Genomic DNA, 19,651 nt, shown 5'->3' with positions numbered 1-19,651 from the left:
TGATTCGTTCCGTGTGGAAGGCACTTTTTCTACGATGACTTCATTGCCGCTCGAATCCTCTAACGAAAACGGATCACATCATCATGCAAGCTGTCGTTTCTTCTACCCGTCGCTCCCTTTCTGTCCTGGCCGTGTCGGCGCTGGCTGCCTGGTCGTCCCTGGCGCCCATCGCGGCACAGGCCAAGGAAGTGACGCTCCTGAACGTGTCCTACGACCCGACCCGAGAGCTCTATCAGGAATACAACAAGGCCTTTGCCAAGCACTGGAAGGCCAAGACGGGCGATGACGTGGTCATCAAGACCTCGCACGGCGGTTCGGGCAAGCAGGCCCGCTCGGTGATCGATGGCCTGGAGGCCGATGTGGTGACCCTGGCGCTGGCCTATGACATCGACGAGATCTCGGCCAAGTCCGGGCTGCTGTCCGCCAACTGGCAAAAGCGTCTGGCCAACAACAGCTCACCCTACACGTCGACCATCGTCTTCCTGGTGCGCAAGGGCAATCCCAAGGGTGTCAAGGACTGGAGTGACCTGATCAAGCCCGGCATTCAGGTGATCACCCCCAACCCCAAGACCTCGGGTGGCGCGCGCTGGAACTATCTGGCCGCCTGGGGCTATGAGCTCAAGAAGACGGGGTCGGAGGTGAAGGCTCGGGAGTTCGTCGGCAAGCTGTTTGCCAACGTGCCTGTGCTGGACTCGGGTGCCCGTGGATCGACCACGACCTTCGTGGAGCGTGGCATCGGCGACGTGCTGCTGGCTTGGGAAAACGAAGCCCTGCTGGCCCTCAAGGAGCTGGGTCCGGACAAGTTCGACATCGTGGCGCCTTCGCTGAGCATCCTGGCCGAACCCCCGGTGACCATCGTGGACAAGGTGGTCGACAAGCGTGGCACCCGTGCCGTGGCCCAGGCCTATCTGGACTACCTCTACTCGCCGGAAGGGCAGGACATCGCTGCCCAGAACTACTACCGCCCGACCCACCCTCAGGTGGCCGCCAAGTACGCCAAACAGTATCCGAAGGTGAAGCTGTTTGATATTGACGACGTGTTTGGGGGCTGGGGCAAGACCCAGAAGACTCACTTTGCCGATGGCGGTGTGTTCGACCAGATCTACGTGAAGAAGTGATTGGGGTGGTGCCTGCGGTCGGTATGAACTGACAGGCATCTTCGGCGGCCCGGGCGCACATGTGCCAGGGTCGCCTTTTTTGTTTTCTATGTCGTTTTTCGCATAAGCAGCTGCGGATTGATCACTTCTTCATTGGGGATGGGATCTCTAGCATTCGCTCATTGCATCAGGAAAGGTTTCGTCATGCGTTTTTCAACGAACAAGTTGCTGGGTCGCCGGGCTGTGGTGGTGGCCGCCTTGAGTGCCCTGTCCACGCTGGCACACGCCGATGTCACCTTGCTCAACGTGAGCTATGACGTGACCCGGGAGTTCTACAAGGACTACAACCAGGTGTTTTCCGCGCATTGGAAAAAGGCCACTGGCGAGCGCGTGACGGTGAACCAGTCGCATGGCGGCTCCAGCAAGCAGGCCAACAGCGTGGCCGAAGGACTGGAGGCCGATGTCATCACCATGAACCAGGCCAATGACATCGACATCCTGTTCAACAAGGGTAAGCTCATTCCGCAGGACTGGGCTAAGCGCCTGCCCAACAACAGCGCCCCCACGACGTCGGTCACGGTCATCCTGGTGCGCAAGGGCAATCCCAAGAACATCAAGGACTGGGTCGATCTGGCGCGCCCCGGGGTGTCGGTGGTGATCCCCAATCCCAAGACCTCGGGCAATGGTCGCTACACCTATCTGGCCGCGTATGGCTCGGCCCTCAAGAAGGGCAAGGATGTCAGCAACGCCAGGGCGCTGGTGCGCGGCATCTTTGCCAATGTGCCGGTGTTTGATGGTGGTGGCCGTGCCGCGACCACGACCTTTGCGCAGCGCAACATCGGTGATGCGCTGGCCACCTTTGAAAGCGAAGTGCCCTTGATCAAGGGCGAGTTCGGCGGCGACTACGAGGTCATCTACCCCAGCCTGACCGTGCTGGCGGAGAACCCCGTCAGTGTGGTGGACAAGGTGGTCGACAAGAAGGGCTCGCGCAAGCAGGCCGAGGCCTACCTGAAGTACCTCTGGTCCGACGAGGGGCAGGCCGTGGCGGCCAGGCACCACCTGCGTCCGCGCTCGACCAAGGTGCGGGCCCAGTTTGCCAAGGATTTCCCCAAGGTGAACACCTTCACCGTGGGCGATGTCTTCGGTGGCTGGACGCAGGCGCAGAAGGAGCACTTCAGCGATGGCGGCACCTACGACCAGATCCTGGCCGCTGGTCGCAAGTAAACACCGATGCGCTCTTGCAGTTCCTGACATGATCTTTTCTCGCACCCTGCTCAAGCGGCATACCGTGCTGCCGGGTTTCGACCTGGCGCTCGGGCTGACCTTGCTCTACCTCAGCCTGATCGTGCTGATCCCGCTGTCAGCCACCTTTTTGCGCACCACGGAGCTGTCCTGGGTCGAGTTTGTGGAGGTGGTCACGTCGCCGCGCGTGGTGGCCTCCTACAAGCTCACCTTTGGCGCCTCCTTGCTGGCGGCCTTGCTCAACGCCTTTTTTGGCCTGCTGGTGGCCTGGGTGCTGGTGCGCTACGACTTCTTTGGGCGTCGTCTGGTGGATGCCCTGGTCGACCTGCCGTTTGCGCTGCCCACGGCCGTGGCCGGCATCACGCTGACCGGCCTGTATGCCAGCAACGGCTGGATCGGCCAGTACCTGGAGCCTCTGGGGCTCAAGGTGGCCTTCACCCCGGTCGGGGTGTTCGTGGCCATGACCTTCATCGGGCTGCCCTTCGTGGTGCGCACGGTGCAGCCCATCCTGGAGGACCTGGCCTCGGAGCTGGAGGAGGCTTCGGCCACGCTGGGTGCCACCCGCTGGCAGACCTTCACCCGGGTGATCCTGCCCATCCTGACACCGGCGCTGCTCACGGGCTTTGCCCTGGCCTTTGCCCGTGCCCTGGGCGAGTACGGCTCCATCATCTTCATCGCGGGCAACATGCCGATGATCTCCGAGATCACGCCCTTGCTGATCATCACCAAGCTGGAGCAGTATGACTACGCGGGGGCCACCGCCATCGCCGTGGTGATGCTGGTCATGTCCTTTGTCCTGCTGCTGGCCATCAATGGTCTGCAGGCCTGGACCCGCAAACGCCAAGGCAAGTAAGAGGTCGACATCACATGAGTTCCATGGCTCCCCCCAACCACACCCGGGCCACGACCGAGCCTGCGTGGGTGCGCTGGTCGCTGATCTCGGTCGCACTGGTGTTTCTGTCCCTGTTCCTGTTTGTTCCCCTGGTCTCGGTGTTTGTCGAGGCCTTCAAGAAGGGCTGGGATGTCTATCTGGCTGCGGTCACCGAACCCGATGCGGTATCGGCCATCTGGCTGACGCTGACAGCGGCCGTCATCGCCGTGCCGCTGAACCTGGTCTTCGGGATCGCGGCGGCCTGGGCGATTGCCAAGTTCGATTTTCGCGGCAAGAGCGTGCTGCTGACCCTGATCGATCTGCCGTTTTCGGTCTCGCCCGTGATCGCCGGCCTGATCTACGTGCTGGTCTTCGGCCTGCAAGGCTGGTGGGGCGAATGGCTGCGTGACCACGATCTCAAGGTCATCTTTGCCGTGCCGGGCATCGTGCTGGCGACCATCTTCGTGACCTTTCCCTTTGTGGCACGCGAGCTGATCCCGCTGATGCAGGCTCAAGGGCAGGAGCAGGAAGAAGCCGCCCGTGTGCTGGGCGCTTCGGGCTGGCAATCGTTCTGGAAGGTCACCTTGCCGAATGTGAAGTGGGCCTTGTTGTACGGGGTCATCCTGTGTAACGCCCGCGCCATGGGGGAGTTTGGCGCCGTGTCGGTGGTGTCGGGCCACATCCGTGGGCAGACCAACACTTTGCCCCTGCACATCGAGATTCTTTATAACGAGTACCAGTTTGCCGCGTCCTTCGCCGTGGCATCCTTGCTGGCCAGCCTGGCGCTGGTCACCCTGGTGCTGAAATTCATTGTCGAACGCCGGGTGCAGCAGCAACTCGCCCAGGCCAAGGATGCCGGAGCCGCGTCATGAGTATTGAAGTCAAGAACCTGGTCAAACGATTTGGCTCGGTCACGGTGTGTGACCAGCTCAACCTGGACATCCCCTCGGGCGAGCTGGTGGCCCTGCTGGGGCCCTCGGGCTCGGGCAAGACCTCCTTGCTGCGCATCATCGCCGGTCTGGAAACGCCCGATGCGGGTTCGGTGCTCTTCCATGGTGAAGATGCCACCCATGTGTCGGTGCGTGACCGCAATGTGGGTTTCGTCTTCCAGCACTACGCGCTGTTCGGTCACATGACGATTTTCGAGAACGTGGCCTTTGGTCTGCGTGTGCGCCCCAAGGCCACGCGCCCCAGCGAGGCCAGGATCCGCGAGAAGGTCATGGAGTTGCTCAAGCTGGTGCAACTGGACTGGATTGCCGATCGCTATCCACACCAGCTCTCCGGCGGTCAGCGTCAGCGCATTGCCCTGGCACGTGCCCTGGCGGTCGAGCCCAAGGTGCTGCTGCTCGATGAGCCTTTCGGAGCCCTGGATGCCCAGGTCCGCAAGGAACTGCGCCGCTGGTTGCGTCGCCTGCACGATGAGATCCATGTGACCAGCGTGTTCGTGACCCACGACCAGGAAGAGGCCATGGAGGTGGCCGATCGCATCGTGGTGATGAACCAGGGCCGCATCGAGCAGGAGGGCACGCCCGACGAGGTCTATGACCACCCGGCCACGCCGTTCGTGCTGCAGTTCCTGGGGGATGTGAATCTGTTCCATGGCCGTGACCATGCGCCGGGCGCGGTGGCGTCTGCCAACAGCACCGGCAGTGACAAGGATGTCAGCTATGTGCGCCCGCATGAGATCCAGGTGCTGGCCCATGCCGAAGAAGGCAGCCTGCCGGTGACCCTGGTGCACACCCTGACGGTGGGCCCCAATACCCGCCTGGAATTCCGTCGCAACGATGGGCAGGGCGAGGTGGATGTCGAACTGCCGCGCGGCGAGTACGCAGCCCTGCGAGACAGCGGCTTGCTGCAGGCCGGTGGCACGGTGTTCCTCAAACCGCGCCGCGTGCGCCGCTTTACCGTGGTGTCTGGCGCCGGCAATGGCGCGCGTCCCGAGTTCGTGGCCACGGATCCGGGGGCCTTGATCTGATCCTCCGGTCTAACCCTGGTTCTGCGTGTCCACACACAGAATCGGCGTGAGCGACCAAGACGGCGCGGGTTGGGGGTTCGAACATCGGGCATCGGCCATGGGGTCGATGATCAATCGATAGGAACAACGATGAAGAACCCACTGTTTCCCGCGCTGAGTGCCCGGGCCGTTCGCTCGGCTGCGTGGCTGGCCCTGTCTCTGACCTTGCTCGGTGCGGCCCATGCCGCACCACAGGTGTTTGCTCCTCTGGTGGCGCCGATTCCGGAGCCCATGGACGATGCCTTCTATGTGCCGCCCAGTGCCACCGATCTGAGCGGGATGTCGCCTGGCACGGTGTTCCGCCAGCGCGAGATCAGCGCCAAGGCCTACTACCTCTTCCCGGTCAAAGGTCAGGCATGGCAGTTGATGTATCGCTCAACGGACCATGAGGGGCGCGCCGTGGCCATGGTCGGGACTGTGCTGGTGCCCGTGAACGCGCCAGCCACCGAGCGCAGACTGATGGCCTACAACGTGGCGTACGACGCCTTGACGTTGCGCTGTGCACCCTCGTATGAGATGGTCAAGGGCACGGCCCTGGAGCAGGCCCTGATCCAGTCGGCGCTCAAGAAGGGCATGGTCGTGGTGCTGCCCGACTATGAGGGCCTGGAGTCCCTGTGGACCGTGGGACGCCTGTCGGGGCAGGGGGTGCTTGACGGCATTCGCGCTGCCGAGAATTTCAGCCCTGCAGGCCTCGACGGGGCCGCCACCCCGGTGGTCATCACCGGCTACTCCGGTGGTGCGCTGGCGGCCACCTGGGCCAATGAGCTCTACCGCAGCTATGCGCCAGAGCTCAACATCAAGGGCGTGGCGGCAGGCGGTGTGCCCGTCGACCTGGGCAATGTGGCCCGCAAGGTGGATGGCAAGCTGTTCGCGGGGGTGTACATCGGCGCCGTGTCGGGGCTGGCACGCGCCTACCCACAGGTCGATGCCGATGCGCTGACCAACGACAAGGGCAAGGAGGCCTTGGCCAAGGCGCGAGAGATGTGTCTGGGTCAGTTCCTGACAGGCGCTCCCGATCCCCTGGTCGCCTTTGCCTACAAGAAGATGAGCAGCCTGACGACCGTGCCACAACTGCTGGACGTGCCCGCCGTGAAGGATGTGATCATCCGCAATCGACTGGGACAGCGCACGCCGGGTGCCCCCACCTACATCTACCAGGGCACCATCGACGAGCTCATGCCCGTGGCCGATGTGGATGCCTTGACGGCCCAGTACTGCAAGCAGGGGGTGAAGGTGCAGTACACGCGCACCTTCAATGACCATTTGCTGCTGGCTGTGACCGGTTTTGGCAAGGCCTTCGCTTATCTGCAAGATCGCCTCAACGATCTGCCGGCCCCCAGCAACTGCAAGTGATCAGGCCAGGCGCCGCCGGTAGTCGCCCGGTGAGGCGCCTGTCCAGCGCTTGAAGGCGTGCTGAAAGGCGCTCTGGTCCGAGAAGCCCAGCAGGGCAGCGACCTCGGCCAGGGTCAGGTCCGGGTTGCGCAGGTGCCGCTCCGCCTGGCGGTGGCGCACCCGATCGAGCAACTCCCTGAAGCCCAGGCCATGGGCTTCCAGACGGCTTTGCAAGGTGCGCGGGGCCATGTCCAGGGCCGAGGCCACCTGCTGCAGCGTGGCGGATCCGCGCTGGAGCTGATCGGCCACGATGGCCTCCAGATGCGACACAAAGCCATGTTCCTGGCCCAGCAGGCGCTGCAGATCGGCCTCGGCCTGCTGTTTCAGCGAGGCATGCACATGGGCATCGCGCTGCGCCACCGGCAAGCTCAGATAGTCCAGCGGGATGACCATCTGATTGAGGCTCTGCCCGAAGCGCACCTTGCCACCAAACACCGACTGGTAGGTGGCCACCACGTCCGCTTCAGCCGGTGCGGCAAAGGTGAAATCGATGTCGCAGACCAGGTCGGGCCGCTCGACCAGCCACCGCGCCTGGTGGGCCCACAGTGACATCGACAGCATGATGAACTCGGGAGGCGGGTTGTCGATCAAGGGACGCCAGGTCAGGGTGCACCGCTCGCCCTGGATGTCGAACTCGGCGGCGTTGACGCTGTCGAGCAATTGCTCATAGCGTTGCAGCGTCAGGGCGGCCGATCCCAAGGTGTCGCATGACATCAGCAAAAAACCCAGCATGCCCAGATGCCGAGCTTGGATGGTGGCTGCCAGCTTGATCGGAAAAGCCGGGTCATTCAGGTGTCGGCACGCTTGCTGCAGCATGCCTTGCCATTGCACGATGCCCAGGCGCGAGGCCGTGTCTTGCCGCCGGGCCTGATCGACCTTCTCCCGGCCGAAGATCTCGACCGGATCCATGCCCAGGCGTTCAACGTACTCCAGTACGGCCAGGGCATAGCTCTGACTGGCTGAACCGAGGTGTGGGCTGGCGGGGGCAGGCATGAACTCAGCGACAGATGGACGGCTTGGAATGCGCCATTGTCGCGTGAGTGAAGCAGCCATCGATATCCTTGTTTGCCCTCCATGGAAGGTGCAAGGATGCATCCTCAGCGGTTCGGCTGAGGCGTCAGGCGCAGGCTTGGCATGGTGTGATCCTTTCGGGTGCTTGAAGTGGAATGACGGGTTCAGACGGCGTAATGCAGTTCCAGCGGATGGGCGCGCTCCAGGCGGCGTTCGCGCTGCTGGTCACGGATCATCTGGTCGGTCTTGTAGCGGGCCCAGGGCCAGGGGCCGTGGCCTGACTCCACATTGATGTGACCAGCATCGCCCAGGTTGTGGAAGCGCGATCCCCATTGCTGGGCCCATGCGCGAGCGCGGTCCGCCGGCATCCAAGGGTCCGTGTCGCTGCCAACCACACAGGTCGGTATGCCCAGGCCTTGCTGGGGGATGCGGTGGGTCAGACCGAACTTGCCGGGGTCTGCGGGCGCCACCAGCAGCGCAGATCGAATGCCGCCGGCGCTCATGGGCGCGCGGGTGGCCAGGTGGCGGGTCAGCGCCAGGCAGCCGAAGCTGTGGGCCACGGCAATCCAGAGGGTGTCCGAAGAGGCCTTGCTCACGACCTGCTCGATCCGCGCCGCCCAGGCATCGAGATCGGGGTCTTGCCAGCGTTGCTGCTTGACCCGCACGGCGCCCTGGTACTGCGATTGCAGCCAAGTCTGCCAATGGGTCGGGCCGCTGTCATGGAGGCCCGGGATGATGAGAACGCGTACCGGTGCCGCCGTGAATCGGCGGGAGAGCACCGAGATGCTGCGGTGGGGATCCTTGGATGGCATAGGTACTCCCAGAAGGTGTTCAGAGCGAGGCGATCGATACCTCGGTAGACTTGACCAGGGCGATCACTTCCTGACGGCTGCGGTGTGTGGGTTCTATGGCTTGAAACGATATCGCCCGCCCTATCGGTCGACAACGAAGGTTTGTGGAGATGGATGACTGATCTGCGCATATGGTGATAGGCGAATGCCGACATGCGTTTCGAGCAAGAGCACGATGCCATCGAAGACAATGTCAGGAAAGCCCGATCGCTGAACGCGTCGAACTGACCATGTCTCCACCCCTTCCTCACACTGCACCAGCCCCCGTCAGCCTGGCCCAGGCCTTCTGGTTCTGGCTCAAGCTGGGCTTCATCAGCTTCGGGGGCCCGGCGGGGCAGATCGCCATCATGCACACCGAGCTGGTGGAGCGGCGGCGCTGGATCAGCGAGAAGCGCTTCCTGCACGCACTCAACTACTGCATGGTCCTGCCGGGGCCGGAGGCGCAGCAGTTGGCCACCTACATCGGCTGGCTGATGCACCGCAGTTGGGGTGGCATCGTGGCCGGGGCCTTGTTCGTGCTGCCCTCCCTGTTCATCCTGATCGGCCTGTCCTGGATCTACATGCGCTTCGGGCAGGTGCCCCTGGTGGCGGGCGTCTTCTATGGCATCAAGCCCGCAGTGACGGCCCTGGTCCTGCACGCGGCCCATCGCATCGGCACACGCGCCCTCAAGAATGGCTGGATGTGGGGCATCGCCGCAGCGGCCTTTGTGGCCATCTTTGCCCTCCAGGTTCCGTTTCCCGCCATTGTGGTGGCGGCAGCCCTGATCGGTCATCTGGGTGCACGATGGGCGCCGCAGGTGTTTGCCCTGGGCGGAGGCCATGGCGCCGCTCAGGCGGCCTATGGCCCTGCGCTGATCGACGATGACACACCCACACCGCCACACGCGCTGTTTTCAAAGGCCCATCTGCTGAGATGGCTGGGCATCGGCCTGGCGCTGTGGGCGGGGGTGATGGGGCTCTTGATGGCCACGCATGGGGTCCAGGGCACTTTGACGCAGATGGGCTGGTTCTTCACCAAGGCCGCGCTGCTGACCTTTGGCGGCGCTTACGCCGTGCTGCCCTATGTCTATCAAGGCGCGGTGGAACATCATCAGTGGCTCAGTGGCGCGCAGATGATCGATGGCCTGGCCCTGGGAGAAACCACACCGGGGCCGCTCATCATGGTGGTGGCCTTCGTGGGCTTTGTGGGGGGCTGGCTTCAGCAGGTCATGGGGGCAGATGCCCCCCTGCTCGGTGGGGCCGTGGCAGCCTCTGTGGTGACCTTTTTCACCTTCCTGCCATCGTTCGTGTTCATCCTGGCGGGTGGCCCAGTGGTGGAGTCCACCCACGGCAAGCTCGGCTTCACGGCCCCCTTGAGCGCCATCACGGCGGCGGTGGTGGGCGTGATCCTGAACCTGGCGCTGTTCTTCGGCTATCACGTGCTGTGGCCCCGCGGCTTTGCCGGGCCCTTTGATCCCGTGTCGGCGCTCATCACGGTGGGTGCCATCGTGGCCTTGTTCCGATTCAAGGTCGGGGTGATGGGCCTGCTGTTGGTGTGTGCCGCGCTGGGAGCGGTGCTGTCATAGCGCATCCAGCAGCCGTGTCAGCACGGTGCTGCAATCGTCGTCGATCTTGGCGGTGAGCAAGTCATCGGCGCGGGTCACGCCACGGTTGATGGCGATGATCGGTTTGCCCAGGCGGTGCGCCTGCGACGCGAACCGAAAGCCCGAATAGACCATCAGGGTCGAGCCGACCACCAGCAGCGCCGAGGCGTCGTCCATCACCCGAGTGGCTTCGGCCACCCGGTCGCGCGGCACGTTGTCACCAAAGAAGACCACATCGGGTTTGAGCGGGCCCCGACAGGCCGGACACGCCGGGACGCGAAAGCCAGCATGGGCAGCGTCCTCCAGGTGGGCGTCACCATCGGGGGCTGTGCGGGCCATGGCCGCCATGGCGGGGTCGACGTCGGGGTTGATTCGTGTCAGCCAGTCCTGCACCTCATGCCGCGGGTAGGTCTGGCGGCAGGACAGGCAGACCACCTGCCCGATGCGGCCATGCAGTTCGATCACCCGCTGGCTGCCGGCGCGCTGGTGCAGGCCGTCGACGTTCTGGGTGATCACGGTGTGGACTCGGCCGGCCCGCTCCAGCCGAGCCAGTGCGTGATGTCCGGCATTGGGCTCGGCGCGTCCGATGGTGGGCCAGCCGACGAAGCTGCGAGCCCAGTAGCGGCGCTGGACCGTCTCGGAGCGCAGAAACTCCTGGTGCTGGATCGGGCGGCTGTGCTGCCACTGGCCATGCTGGTCACGGTAAGCCGGGATGCCGCTGGCCGTACTCAGGCCCGCGCCAGTGATCACCGCCATGGGGCCGCCATGGCGCAGCAGGTCGGTCAGCCGTGTCAGACCGGCCTCAGGGGCGACAAGGGAAGGGCTCATGGCATTGTTATAGCCCACAGGGACATGGCATCAGAGGGTTCATGATAAAAAGACCGAGCCCCTCCAACGACCGCCCAATGCACCATGCCGCCCACCGAAGTCAGCCCGTCTGTGGATGCGAATCGGCCTCAGGGTTTGAGCGCGGCCGAGGCCGCGCGTCGCTTGCAGGTGGAGGGCGCCAACATGCTGCCCGGCAGCGCGCCCAAATCCATGTGGCGGATCGTGCGCGAGGTGATCACCGAGCCCATGTTCCTGATGTTGCTGGCCGCAGGAGGCATCTACCTGGTCCTGGGGGATCGGGCCGAGGCCATCTTTCTGCTCAGTTTCGTCTTCGTGGTGATCGGCATCACCCTGATGCAAGAGCGCAAGACCCAGCGCGCCCTGGAGTCCCTGCGCGATCTGTCGGCACCGCGTGCGCTGGTCTTGCGCGATGGGCAGGAGCAGCGCATCGCCGGGCGCGAGGTGGTGCGTGGCGACCTGCTGGTTCTGCATGAGGGCGATCGCATCGCAGCCGATGCCATCGTGATCGATGGGCAGTTGGAGGTGGACGAGTCTTTGCTGACGGGCGAAGCCGTGCCTGTGGCCAAGGTGGCCTGGCCTGCGGGGCATGAAGTGTCCGCCGCACCGATGGACGTGCACGGAGGGGACGCCAGCTCTGCGCTGTTTGCCAGCACGGTGGTCACCCGGGGCGTGGCGGTGGCCGAGGTACGGGCCACGGCGGCCAGGACTGCCGTGGGACGCATTGGCGCCGATCTGGCCGCCACGGCCGAGCCCACGTCGGCCTTGCAGCAAAGTTCACGCACCTTGGTGCGCCGGCTGGGGCTGAGTGCCCTGGTGCTGGCCTTGGCGCAGGTCCTGCTGAGTTGGTGGTGGAACGATCGGCCCGTGCTGGAGAGTCTGCTGTCGGGCATTGCCCTGGCCATGGGCATCCTGCCCGAGGAAATCCCGGTCATTGTCTCGGTGTTCCTGGCCCTGGGGGCCTGGCGCATGTCCCGCCAGCAGGTGCTGACACGGCGTGTCACGGCGGTCGAGGCACTGGGGACCATCACTGTGCTGGCGGTCGACAAGACCGGCACGCTGACGGTGAACCGCATGGAGGTGGCCGAGCTGGCCATTGCCGATGCCCACTTTCAGCCCGAAGGCGCGCGCGAGTTGCCCGAGGACTTCCATCGCCTGACCGAGTTCGCGATGCTGGCCACTCCGGGCGATCCCTTCGACCCCATGGAAAAGGCCATCCAGCGTTTTGGTCACCAATGGCTCGATGGCACGGAGCATGTCCATGATGGCCGCGAGCCGGAGTTCGAGTACGCGCTCTCAGGCGAGATCCTGGCCATGACGCGGGTGTTTGCCGACAGTGACCCCACGCAGCACCTGCTGGCCACCAAGGGGGCACCGGAGGCTGTGGCGGACCTGTGCCACCTGGACGAGGCCCAGCGAGCGTCCATTCGCCAGCAGGTGGAGCGCATGGCGGAGCGCGGCTTGCGGGTGCTGGGCGTGGCGTGTGGGCGCTGGACCGGTGCGGCGCCGACCCCGGATGACACCCCTCCCTGGCCACCCAGCCAGCATGATTTTGACTTCGAGTTTCTGGGCATGGTGGCGCTGGCGGATCCACCGCGCGACGAGGTGCCGGCCGCGCTGGCCGAGTGCCGACGTGCGGGCGTGCGGGTGATCATGATGACGGGCGATCACCCGGCCACGGCGCGTGCGATCGCCCGGCAGGTGGGCTTGTCCGAGCGACCCGAGGTCATCACCGGGACTGAACTGGAGGGACTGGACGATGCCGCCCTGCAGCAACGCCTGCGGCATGTCGACATCTGCGCGCGGCTCAAGCCGGAGCACAAATTGCGTCTGGTGCGACTGCTGCGGGCGGCCGGGGAGGTGGTGGCCATGACCGGTGATGGGGTCAACGATGCCCCAGCCCTCAAGGCGGCGGATGTGGGCGTTGCCATGGGGGAGCGGGGCACCGATGTGGCCCGTGAGGCCGCGGCCCTGGTCTTGCTGGACGACAGTTTTGCCCGCATCGTGGCGGCCATCCGTCAGGGGCGGCGCATCGACGACAACATCCGCAAGGCCACGCGCTTTGTCTTTGCGGTGCACATTCCCATCATCGCGCTGACCTTGATGCCCACCCTGCTGCATTGGCCCTTGCTGCTCTTGCCCGTGCACATCGTGTTGCTGCAGCTATTGATCGATCCGACCTGCTCGATCGTGTTCGAGGCCGAGCCCGAGAGTGCCGATCTGATGGCCCGCCCTCCCAGGCCAGTGGACCAGTCACCCTTTGCGCTCAGCTCGCTGCTGTATTCGGTGCTTCAGGGGCTGGGCATCGCGGGTGTGTTGCTGGCTGGCCAGCACTGGCTCGTGGTAAATGGCTGGGCGGTGGCGTCCGGGCGCAGCGTGGTGTTCAGTGCCTTGATGTTGAGCGTCATGTTGCTGATCCTGGCCAATCGAGATGCGTCCCGCACCGCGCTGATGGGCGTGATCGACCCCAATCCCTGGTTGTGGCGGATGACCTTGGCGATGCTGACCCTGCAGGCGTCGGTGCTGGGCATCCCGTGGCTGCGCGATGTCATGAAACTGGCCGTGCCCCCGCTGGAGGGCTGGGGCGTGGCGGCCGCCATGCTGCTGGCTTGCCTGGGCTGGCTGGAGCTCGTGCGTCAGTTGGGGCGGCGGCTGCGTTGATGCCCTGCAGGGATCCTCAGCCGCCCACGGGCGCGCTGATGCCGATGATGGGTGGCCGGGGCTCGGTCGCAGGTGCTGGCGTCGGTGTGGCCGCGGACGCAGGCGAGGCGGGGGGCTCGACGATGTCCTGCGCCTGTGGTGAGGCTGCGCCAGACGCCGGGGCCGATGCCTGCGAAGCGCTGTCCGCGGCGGATGCGGCGTCCGAGGGCGCCGAGGCCGGGCGGGGCGCACGGCGTTTCTGAGGCGCACTGGCGGGGGCCGGCGCGGGTTCGAACAGGCCCTGGAACCAGTCATGCACGCGTCCCACCAGGGGGCCCAGCATGCTCCTGTCCTTGGGCGGGGTGAACCGGGCCCGGCCATCGATCACCTTGGCCCTCAGGGTTTGCTGGAAGACGTCGCCCACGATGGGCAGGGCGCTGCGCGCGCCCTGGCCCCAGTAGTCACTGCGCAGGGTCACCCGGTTGTCGTTGAAGCCCACCCAGGCACCTGCAACCAGTTCAGGGTGCATCAGGATGAACCAGCCGTCGGTGTTGTCCTGCGTGGTGCCGGTCTTGCCCGCCACATCGGCGCGGATGCCGTATCGGGTGCGGATGCTGGTGGCCGTGCCGCGGTCCACCACGCCGCGCAGGACGTCCACCAGGGCGTAAGCCGTCTCCTGCGGCAGCGCCATTTCTGACGGGGCCGGCGAGAACTCGGCCAGCACCACCCCATGGCGGTCCTGGATGCGGGTGACCAGCATGGGCTCGACATAGCCCCCGCCATTGGCGATGCTGCCGTAGGCGGTGACCATCTCCTTGAGGGTCACGGGGCTGGTGCCCAGGGCCAGCGAAGGCACCAGATCCAGCGGGCTGTCCTTGACCCCCATGGCGCGGGCCAGCCGGGCCACCTTGGCCGGGCCCACGTCCTGCATCAACTGGGCGGTGATCGTGTTCTTGGAGTAGATCAGACCATCGCGCAGGCTCATCTCGCGCCCGCTCGGGGGCGTGGTGTCTGTGGGCCGCCAGATCTCGCCGCCGCTCAACTCGATCTCCACGGCCTCGTCCACGAAGGTGTCGCTGGGCTCGGCACCATCGAGAAAGGCCGCGCCGTAGACGAAAGGCTTGAAGGTGGAGCCCGGTTGTCGGCGTGCCTGCTGGACATGGTCCAGCGGGTCGAGGGCAAAGTCGCGGCTGCCGACCCAGGCCTTGATGTGGCCGTTGCGTGGGTCCAGGGCCATGAAGCCCGCCTGGATGCGCGTTTTGTCCTCGCGCAGCTTGCGCATGAAGGCGGCGTCGGCTTGCAGCTTGTCCAGAGCCTGCTCGGCACTCAGGCCCGATGCCACCGCCGCGTCGTAGTCGGGTGTGCCGCGCACAAAGGCCTGTACCAGGGCCGGGCTCCCCTCCCATCCCGTGCGCGCCCCCCAGACCTCGTTGGCCACGGCCTGCAGTTGGCGCCCCTGGCGGGCCACGGCGTCGTTGGCCATGGCCTGCAGGCGGGCGTCGATGGTGGTGGTCACGACCAGACCATCGGAGTAGATGTCGTAGTCGTTGTTGTCCGCCCAGTCGATCAGCCATTTGCGCAACTGCTGTGCGAAGTGCGGTGCCGGTCCGGTCTGCTCGGTCTGGCGCTCGAAGTCGATCCGCAAGGGCTTTTTCTTGAGCAACTCGAAGCGGGCCGGTGTCAGCTGCCCGCGCTTGACCATCTGAGAGAGCACCGTGTTGCGCCGCTGCACGGAACGCTCGGGGTAGAGCACCGGGTTGTAGTAGCTGTTGCCCTTGAGCATGCCGATCAGCGTGGCGCTCTCCAGCACGTCCAGCTTGTCGGCGGATTTGTCGAAGTAGGTGCGCGCCGCCATCTCGATGCCATAGGCGTTGTAGAGGAAGGGCACCGTGTTGAGGTAGGTCTCCAGGATCTCGTCCTTGGTGTAGAGCGCCTCGATCTTCAGGGCCGTGATGGCTTCCTTGAGCTTGCGGTTGAGCGTGGCCGCACGACCGATCTCATCAGGGTAGAGATTGCGGGCGAGTTGCTGGGTGATGGTCGATCCGCCCTGGCGGTCACCGGAGAAGGTGCGCAGCGCGGCCGAGGCGGTGCGACGCCAGTCCAGGCCGAAGTGCTCGTAGAAGCGATGGTCTTCCGTGGCGATCAGGGCCGCCTTGACATGAGGGGAGATGTCCGACAGCTTGACCCACTGGCGATTGGAGCGCTTGAACTCGGTCAGCTTCTTGCCGTCGCTGGACAGCACCTGAGCGGGCTGCTCCAGCTTGGCCTTGCGGATGTCGCTGATGCCCGGAGTGAAGGGGATCAGGGCCAGCGTGTAGAGCAGCAGCAAGACCGGCAGGGCGGCCAGCGCCCACAGCGCCATGCGCAGGGATCGGCGGTTGCGCCATGCGCCGAGGAGGGAAGACAGCACCATGGCTTTCATCTTATCGTTGCCTGACGGCCAGATCGCGCCCGCTGGCTTAAAGTGGGGATTCGTCAACACAGATCGCCATGAACACGTCCAAGCCCTCTGTCCTGCGTCAGATCCCGGCGGGTGTCTGGGCGCCCTGAGCAAGCCGATGTTTGCCCTGGTGCCTTCGATCGGTCTGGTGCTGGGGGGCACGTTTCATGGATCGGGTGGGCAAGGGCATCCGGGGGGGTGCCATGCGATGCGCTGATGGCGGCCATCGCGTCGGCCAATCTGCGCGTCACGCCATGGTAGAACTGTCAAATCATGATGACTGAAGCACGCCAACCTGTTGTCGGCCTGGCCCTGGGCAGCGGATCTGCGCGTGGCTGGGCCCACATCGGTGTGTTGCGCGCTCTGGCGCAGGCGGGCATTCAGCCCGATCTGGTGTGTGGCTCGTCCATGGGCGCCCTGGTGGGGGCAGCCTATGCGGTGGGAGAGCTCGACCGGTTCGAGCACTGGGTCTGTCATCTCGGCTTGACGGAGGTGGTGTCCTTCATGGACTTCAACCTGTCGGGGGGCATGCTCAAGGGCGAGCGGCTGATGGATTTCTTCAAACGCCACTTTGCCGACCGGCCCATCGAGACACTCGACATGCCCTTTGCTGCGGTGGCCACGGGTCTGCACTCCGGTGCCGAGGTCTGGTTGCGCAGTGGCTCGGTGGCCGATGCCGTGCGGGCTTCCATTGCCTTGCCGGGGGTGTTCACGCCGGCAAGGCATGAGGGGCGTCTGCTGGTCGATGGGGGGCTGGTCAATCCTGTGCCGGTATCGCTGGCACGGGCCATGGGGGCGGACATCGTGATCGCGGTCGATCTGAATTCCGACATCCTGGGCCGCCATCTGCGCAAGAACGAGCCTGTGAGAGATGAGGTCGGCGAGCGGGGTGACTGGCTGCAGCGCATCCAGAACAACCTCGATGCCTGGCTGCCTGGCAATGAGGATGTCGAGCCTGGCTTGCCGTCCATGCTGGATGTGGTGGCCGCCAGCATCAACATCATGCAGACACGCATCACGCGCAGCCGCATGGCCGGTGATCCACCCGAGGTGGTGGTGGCGCCTCGGCTGGCCCACCTGGGCCTGCTGGACTTCCACCGCGCCGAGGAGGCCATGGCGGCCGGTGAGGCGGCCCTGCAAGCCTGCTTGCCGCGCCTGAGGGAAATCGGCCTGGGTGCTCAGGCCTGAGGCTGACGTGGTGAGGTGGCTCGGGTCGGCTTGAGCCCCAGGCGCTGTGCCAGCTTGTGCAGATTGCTGGTGTCCAGCCCCAGATCGCGAGCGCAGCGGGCCCAGTTGCCGTCGTGCCGGCTCAGGGCCTGCTCGATGAGCTGGCGCTGCAAGGACGCCACCGCTTCGCGCAAGGGGATGGCCATGTCGGTCGTGGGGGGCACAGGCGTGCGCTCCGGAGCGGCCTCTTTGCGTGGCGGCGTGGGTAGCTCATGCGCATCCAGGTCCAGCAGATCCGTCTCCAGTGTGACGATGTCCGTGCGGTCCACCCCACGGCTCATGGCCTTGAGGGCCGCGCGGCTGATGACGTGCTCCAGCTCACGCACATTGCCAGGCCAGCGGTAGTGACGCAGGGCGACTTGCGCATCTGGTGACAGGCGCAGACTGCGCAGGCCCAGGCGGGCGCGGTTGAGCTCCAGGAAACGGCCCGCCAGCAGCAGCACATCGTTGCCCCGATCCCGCAGTGGCGGGATCGGGATGGGGTAGACCGACAAGCGGTGATAGAGGTCGGCGCGGAAGGCGCCGTCACGCACCAGGTCATGCAGGCTGCGGTTGGTGGCCGCGATCACGCGCACATTCACGCGGCGGGGCCGGTCGGCGCCCAGGCGCTGGATCTCGCCGTTCTGCAGGGTGCGCAGCAACTTGGCTTGCACCGACAGGGGCAGCTCACCCACCTCGTCCAGGAACAAGGTGCCGCCCTCGGCGGCCTCGATGCGCCCGGGGCGGTCGCTGATGGCGCCCGAGAAAGCCCCCTTGGCATGCCCGAACAGCTCGCTCTCGGCCAGCGACTCGGGCAGGGCGGCGCAGTTGACATGGACCAGGGCCTGGCCGCTGCGGCGAGACAGGCGATGCAATCGATGCGCAAAGAGCTCCTTGCCCACGCCGGTCTCGCCCAGCAGCAGCACGGGCAACTCCGAATCCGCCACCACGGACAACTCATGCAGCAACTGGCTGATGGCCTCGCTCTGGCCCAGGATCTCGCCGTCGCTGCGCGTGGTGCCGTGGCTGGGGATGTCACCCCGGGTCAGGCGCAGGGCGCGGATCTCGGCCTCCAGGCGGGTGGTGCGGATGGCCGCCTCGATCACGGCGGTGAGCTGGCGCAGCGCCGTCTGGGCCGCCGTGTCGAAGGTGCCCACTTGCAGCGCATCCAGCGTCAGGACACCCCAGAGCTGGCCTTCGATGTGCAGGCTGGTGCCCATGCAGTCGTGCACGGGCAGGGGCTCGCCCGCGTGCTCGTCGATCAGGCCGTCATAGGGGTCGGGCAGGTTGCTGTCGTGGTGGAAACAGGTGACGCCACGTCGGGCCAGGATGGCGGCCAGGCGGGGGTGCTGCCCCACCGCAAAGCGCCTGCCCAGGGCATCGCGCACCAGCCCGTCCACCGCCAGGGGGCGCAGGTGGTCTTCCTCCAATTGCAGCAGGGCGACTGCGCCACAGCGGAACTGCGTGCGCAAACTGCTGACCAGACGCTGCAGCCGAACGGCCTGAGGCAACTCGGCCACCAGGTCGGTCAACAAGAGGTTTTCCATCATGGTCATTTTGACCTTGTTTGGTTGAAAGCACCTTGAATTGAGGATGGTTATTTATACCATGATTAAGGCAAGTCATTGATTCATAAAGGACTGAGATCAGGCACGGATCTGGCGTAGAGAAGGGGGAACCCCATCAACACGGAGCACTCCATGAATCTGATCGATCAATCCCTGGGCCAACTGGCGCGTGACATTGCCGGTGCCACACAGGTCTTTCACGAGTATCAGCTCGACTTCTGCTGTGGCGGCAAGCACAGCCTGCGCGATGCGGCCCAGGTCAAGGGCCTGGATGCGGCGGTCATTGCCGAGCGGCTGCAGGCCTTGCAGGCCAGCGCGCAACCATCCGGCCGGGACTGGCGCGTGGCGCCGGCCGCCGAGCTGATCGACCACATCCTCAAGCAGTTCCACGAGCGGCACCGCCAGCAACTGCCCGAGCTGATCCGCCTGTCGCGCAAGGTTGAGTCGGTCCATGGCGACCGCCCTGAATGCCCGCTGGGCCTGGCCGATCACCTCAGCGACATGCAGCAGGAGCTGGAGAGCCACATGCAGAAGGAGGAGGACGTGCTGTTCCCCTTGCTGGCTGACGCGGACGCCGCGCAGTCGGCAGGCGGACCCATCACGGTCCTGCGCATGGAGCATGAGCAGCATGGGCAGGCCCTGGACCGGCTGGCCGCGCTGACCCATGACATCACCTTGCCCCGTGGTGCCTGCAACACCTGGCGGGCGCTGTACCTGGGTCTTCAGGCCTTCCGCGAGGATCTGATGGAGCACATCCATCTGGAGAACAACATCCTGTTCGACAACGCTCCCGTGGCGCAAACCATCGCGGCGTGAGGTTCCATAGGCCTGGATCCTGAACGGACGGTGAGGGGATGGTGAGGGGTGGGTGATCGGCGTCACGGCTTGCG

Annotated in this window: 15 protein-coding genes; 10 read left to right on the top strand and 5 right to left on the bottom strand. The window is 65.2% G+C overall.

Annotation, left to right across the window (positions count from 1 at the left end; genetic code table 11):
- Positions 1-83 precede the first annotated feature (83 nt).
- The 6 genes from VFW84_RS03240 to VFW84_RS03215 all read left to right on the top strand — a co-directional run bounded on the left by VFW84_RS03240 (position 84) and on the right by VFW84_RS03215 (position 6,577).
- Complete coding sequence (locus VFW84_RS03240) at positions 84-1,118, top strand: sulfate ABC transporter substrate-binding protein (protein ID WP_329678996.1); 1,035 nt, start codon at positions 84-86, stop codon at positions 1,116-1,118.
- Between the two features lie 183 nt (positions 1,119-1,301).
- Positions 1,302-2,321, top strand: coding sequence for a sulfate ABC transporter substrate-binding protein (locus VFW84_RS03235; RefSeq protein WP_329678995.1), 1,020 nt, complete (start codon positions 1,302-1,304; stop codon positions 2,319-2,321).
- A 28-nt stretch (positions 2,322-2,349) separates the two neighbouring features.
- The gene (cysT, locus tag VFW84_RS03230; RefSeq protein WP_329678994.1) at positions 2,350-3,192 is read left to right on the top strand and encodes a sulfate ABC transporter permease subunit CysT; all 843 of its coding nucleotides are present in this window, start codon (positions 2,350-2,352) and stop codon (positions 3,190-3,192) included.
- A gap of 14 nt (positions 3,193-3,206) precedes the next feature.
- On the top strand, positions 3,207-4,082 hold the full coding sequence (gene cysW, locus VFW84_RS03225) for a sulfate ABC transporter permease subunit CysW (protein WP_329678993.1): 876 nt from the start codon (positions 3,207-3,209) through the stop codon (positions 4,080-4,082).
- Positions 4,079-5,185, top strand: coding sequence for a sulfate ABC transporter ATP-binding protein (locus tag VFW84_RS03220; protein WP_329678992.1), 1,107 nt, complete (start codon positions 4,079-4,081; stop codon positions 5,183-5,185). The genes cysW and VFW84_RS03220 overlap by 4 nt, the downstream gene beginning before the upstream one ends.
- 129 nt (positions 5,186-5,314) lie before the next feature.
- Positions 5,315-6,577 carry a lipase family protein gene (locus tag VFW84_RS03215; protein WP_329678991.1) on the top strand — a complete coding sequence of 421 codons (1,263 nt, stop codon included), beginning with the start codon at positions 5,315-5,317 and terminating at the stop codon, positions 6,575-6,577.
- Here VFW84_RS03215 and VFW84_RS03210 read toward each other — a convergent pair whose 3' ends face one another.
- Positions 6,578-7,609: an AraC family transcriptional regulator gene (locus VFW84_RS03210; protein ID WP_329678990.1), complete on the bottom strand. Its 1,032-nt coding sequence runs from the start codon at positions 7,607-7,609 to the stop codon at positions 6,578-6,580.
- A gap of 182 nt (positions 7,610-7,791) precedes the next feature.
- Positions 7,792-8,439: an alpha/beta hydrolase gene (locus VFW84_RS03205; protein ID WP_329678989.1), complete on the bottom strand. Its 648-nt coding sequence runs from the start codon at positions 8,437-8,439 to the stop codon at positions 7,792-7,794.
- Positions 8,440-8,708: 269 nt separating this feature from the next.
- Here VFW84_RS03205 and chrA point away from each other — a divergent pair, with 269 nt between their 5' ends.
- Entirely contained in the window at positions 8,709-10,043 is a 1,335-nt protein-coding gene (gene chrA, locus VFW84_RS03200; protein WP_329678988.1) for a chromate efflux transporter, read from the top strand.
- On the opposite strand, the gene VFW84_RS03195 is transcribed toward chrA, so the two are convergent.
- The gene (locus VFW84_RS03195; RefSeq protein ID WP_329678987.1) at positions 10,038-10,889 is read right to left on the bottom strand and encodes an NAD-dependent protein deacetylase; all 852 of its coding nucleotides are present in this window, start codon (positions 10,887-10,889) and stop codon (positions 10,038-10,040) included. The genes chrA and VFW84_RS03195 overlap by 6 nt on opposite strands.
- Positions 10,890-10,973: 84 nt before the next feature.
- Here VFW84_RS03195 and VFW84_RS03190 point away from each other — a divergent pair, with 84 nt between their 5' ends.
- Complete coding sequence (locus VFW84_RS03190) at positions 10,974-13,568, top strand: cation-translocating P-type ATPase (protein WP_329678986.1); 2,595 nt, start codon at positions 10,974-10,976, stop codon at positions 13,566-13,568.
- Positions 13,569-13,584: 16 nt separating this feature from the next.
- Here the strand turns inward: VFW84_RS03190 and VFW84_RS03185 are convergent, their stop codons facing one another.
- Positions 13,585-15,960 (bottom strand): penicillin-binding protein 1A, encoded by a 2,376-nt coding sequence (locus tag VFW84_RS03185; protein ID WP_414638878.1) that lies wholly within the window; start codon positions 15,958-15,960, stop codon positions 13,585-13,587.
- 300 nt (positions 15,961-16,260) lie between these two features.
- Here VFW84_RS03185 and rssA point away from each other — a divergent pair, with 300 nt between their 5' ends.
- Positions 16,261-17,175 carry a patatin-like phospholipase RssA gene (gene rssA, locus VFW84_RS03180; protein ID WP_329678985.1) on the top strand — a complete coding sequence of 305 codons (915 nt, stop codon included), beginning with the start codon at positions 16,261-16,263 and terminating at the stop codon, positions 17,173-17,175.
- Here the strand turns inward: rssA and norR are convergent.
- Positions 17,166-18,743 carry a nitric oxide reductase transcriptional regulator NorR gene (gene norR / locus VFW84_RS03175; RefSeq protein ID WP_329678984.1) on the bottom strand — a complete coding sequence of 526 codons (1,578 nt, stop codon included), beginning with the start codon at positions 18,741-18,743 and terminating at the stop codon, positions 17,166-17,168. The genes rssA and norR overlap by 10 nt on opposite strands.
- 150 nt (positions 18,744-18,893) lie before the next feature.
- Here norR and ytfE point away from each other — a divergent pair, with 150 nt between their 5' ends.
- The gene (ytfE, locus tag VFW84_RS03170) at positions 18,894-19,577 is read left to right on the top strand and encodes an iron-sulfur cluster repair protein YtfE (RefSeq protein WP_329678983.1); all 684 of its coding nucleotides are present in this window, start codon (positions 18,894-18,896) and stop codon (positions 19,575-19,577) included.
- The last annotated feature ends 74 nt before the right edge of the window (positions 19,578-19,651 follow it).

It is taken from the genome of Aquabacterium sp. (assembly GCF_036279655.1).
Taxonomy (GTDB): Bacteria; Pseudomonadota; Gammaproteobacteria; order Burkholderiales; family Burkholderiaceae_C; genus Aquabacterium.
The sequence above is the reverse complement of the archived record's forward strand: the minus strand, read 5'-3'. Positions and strand labels throughout refer to the sequence as shown.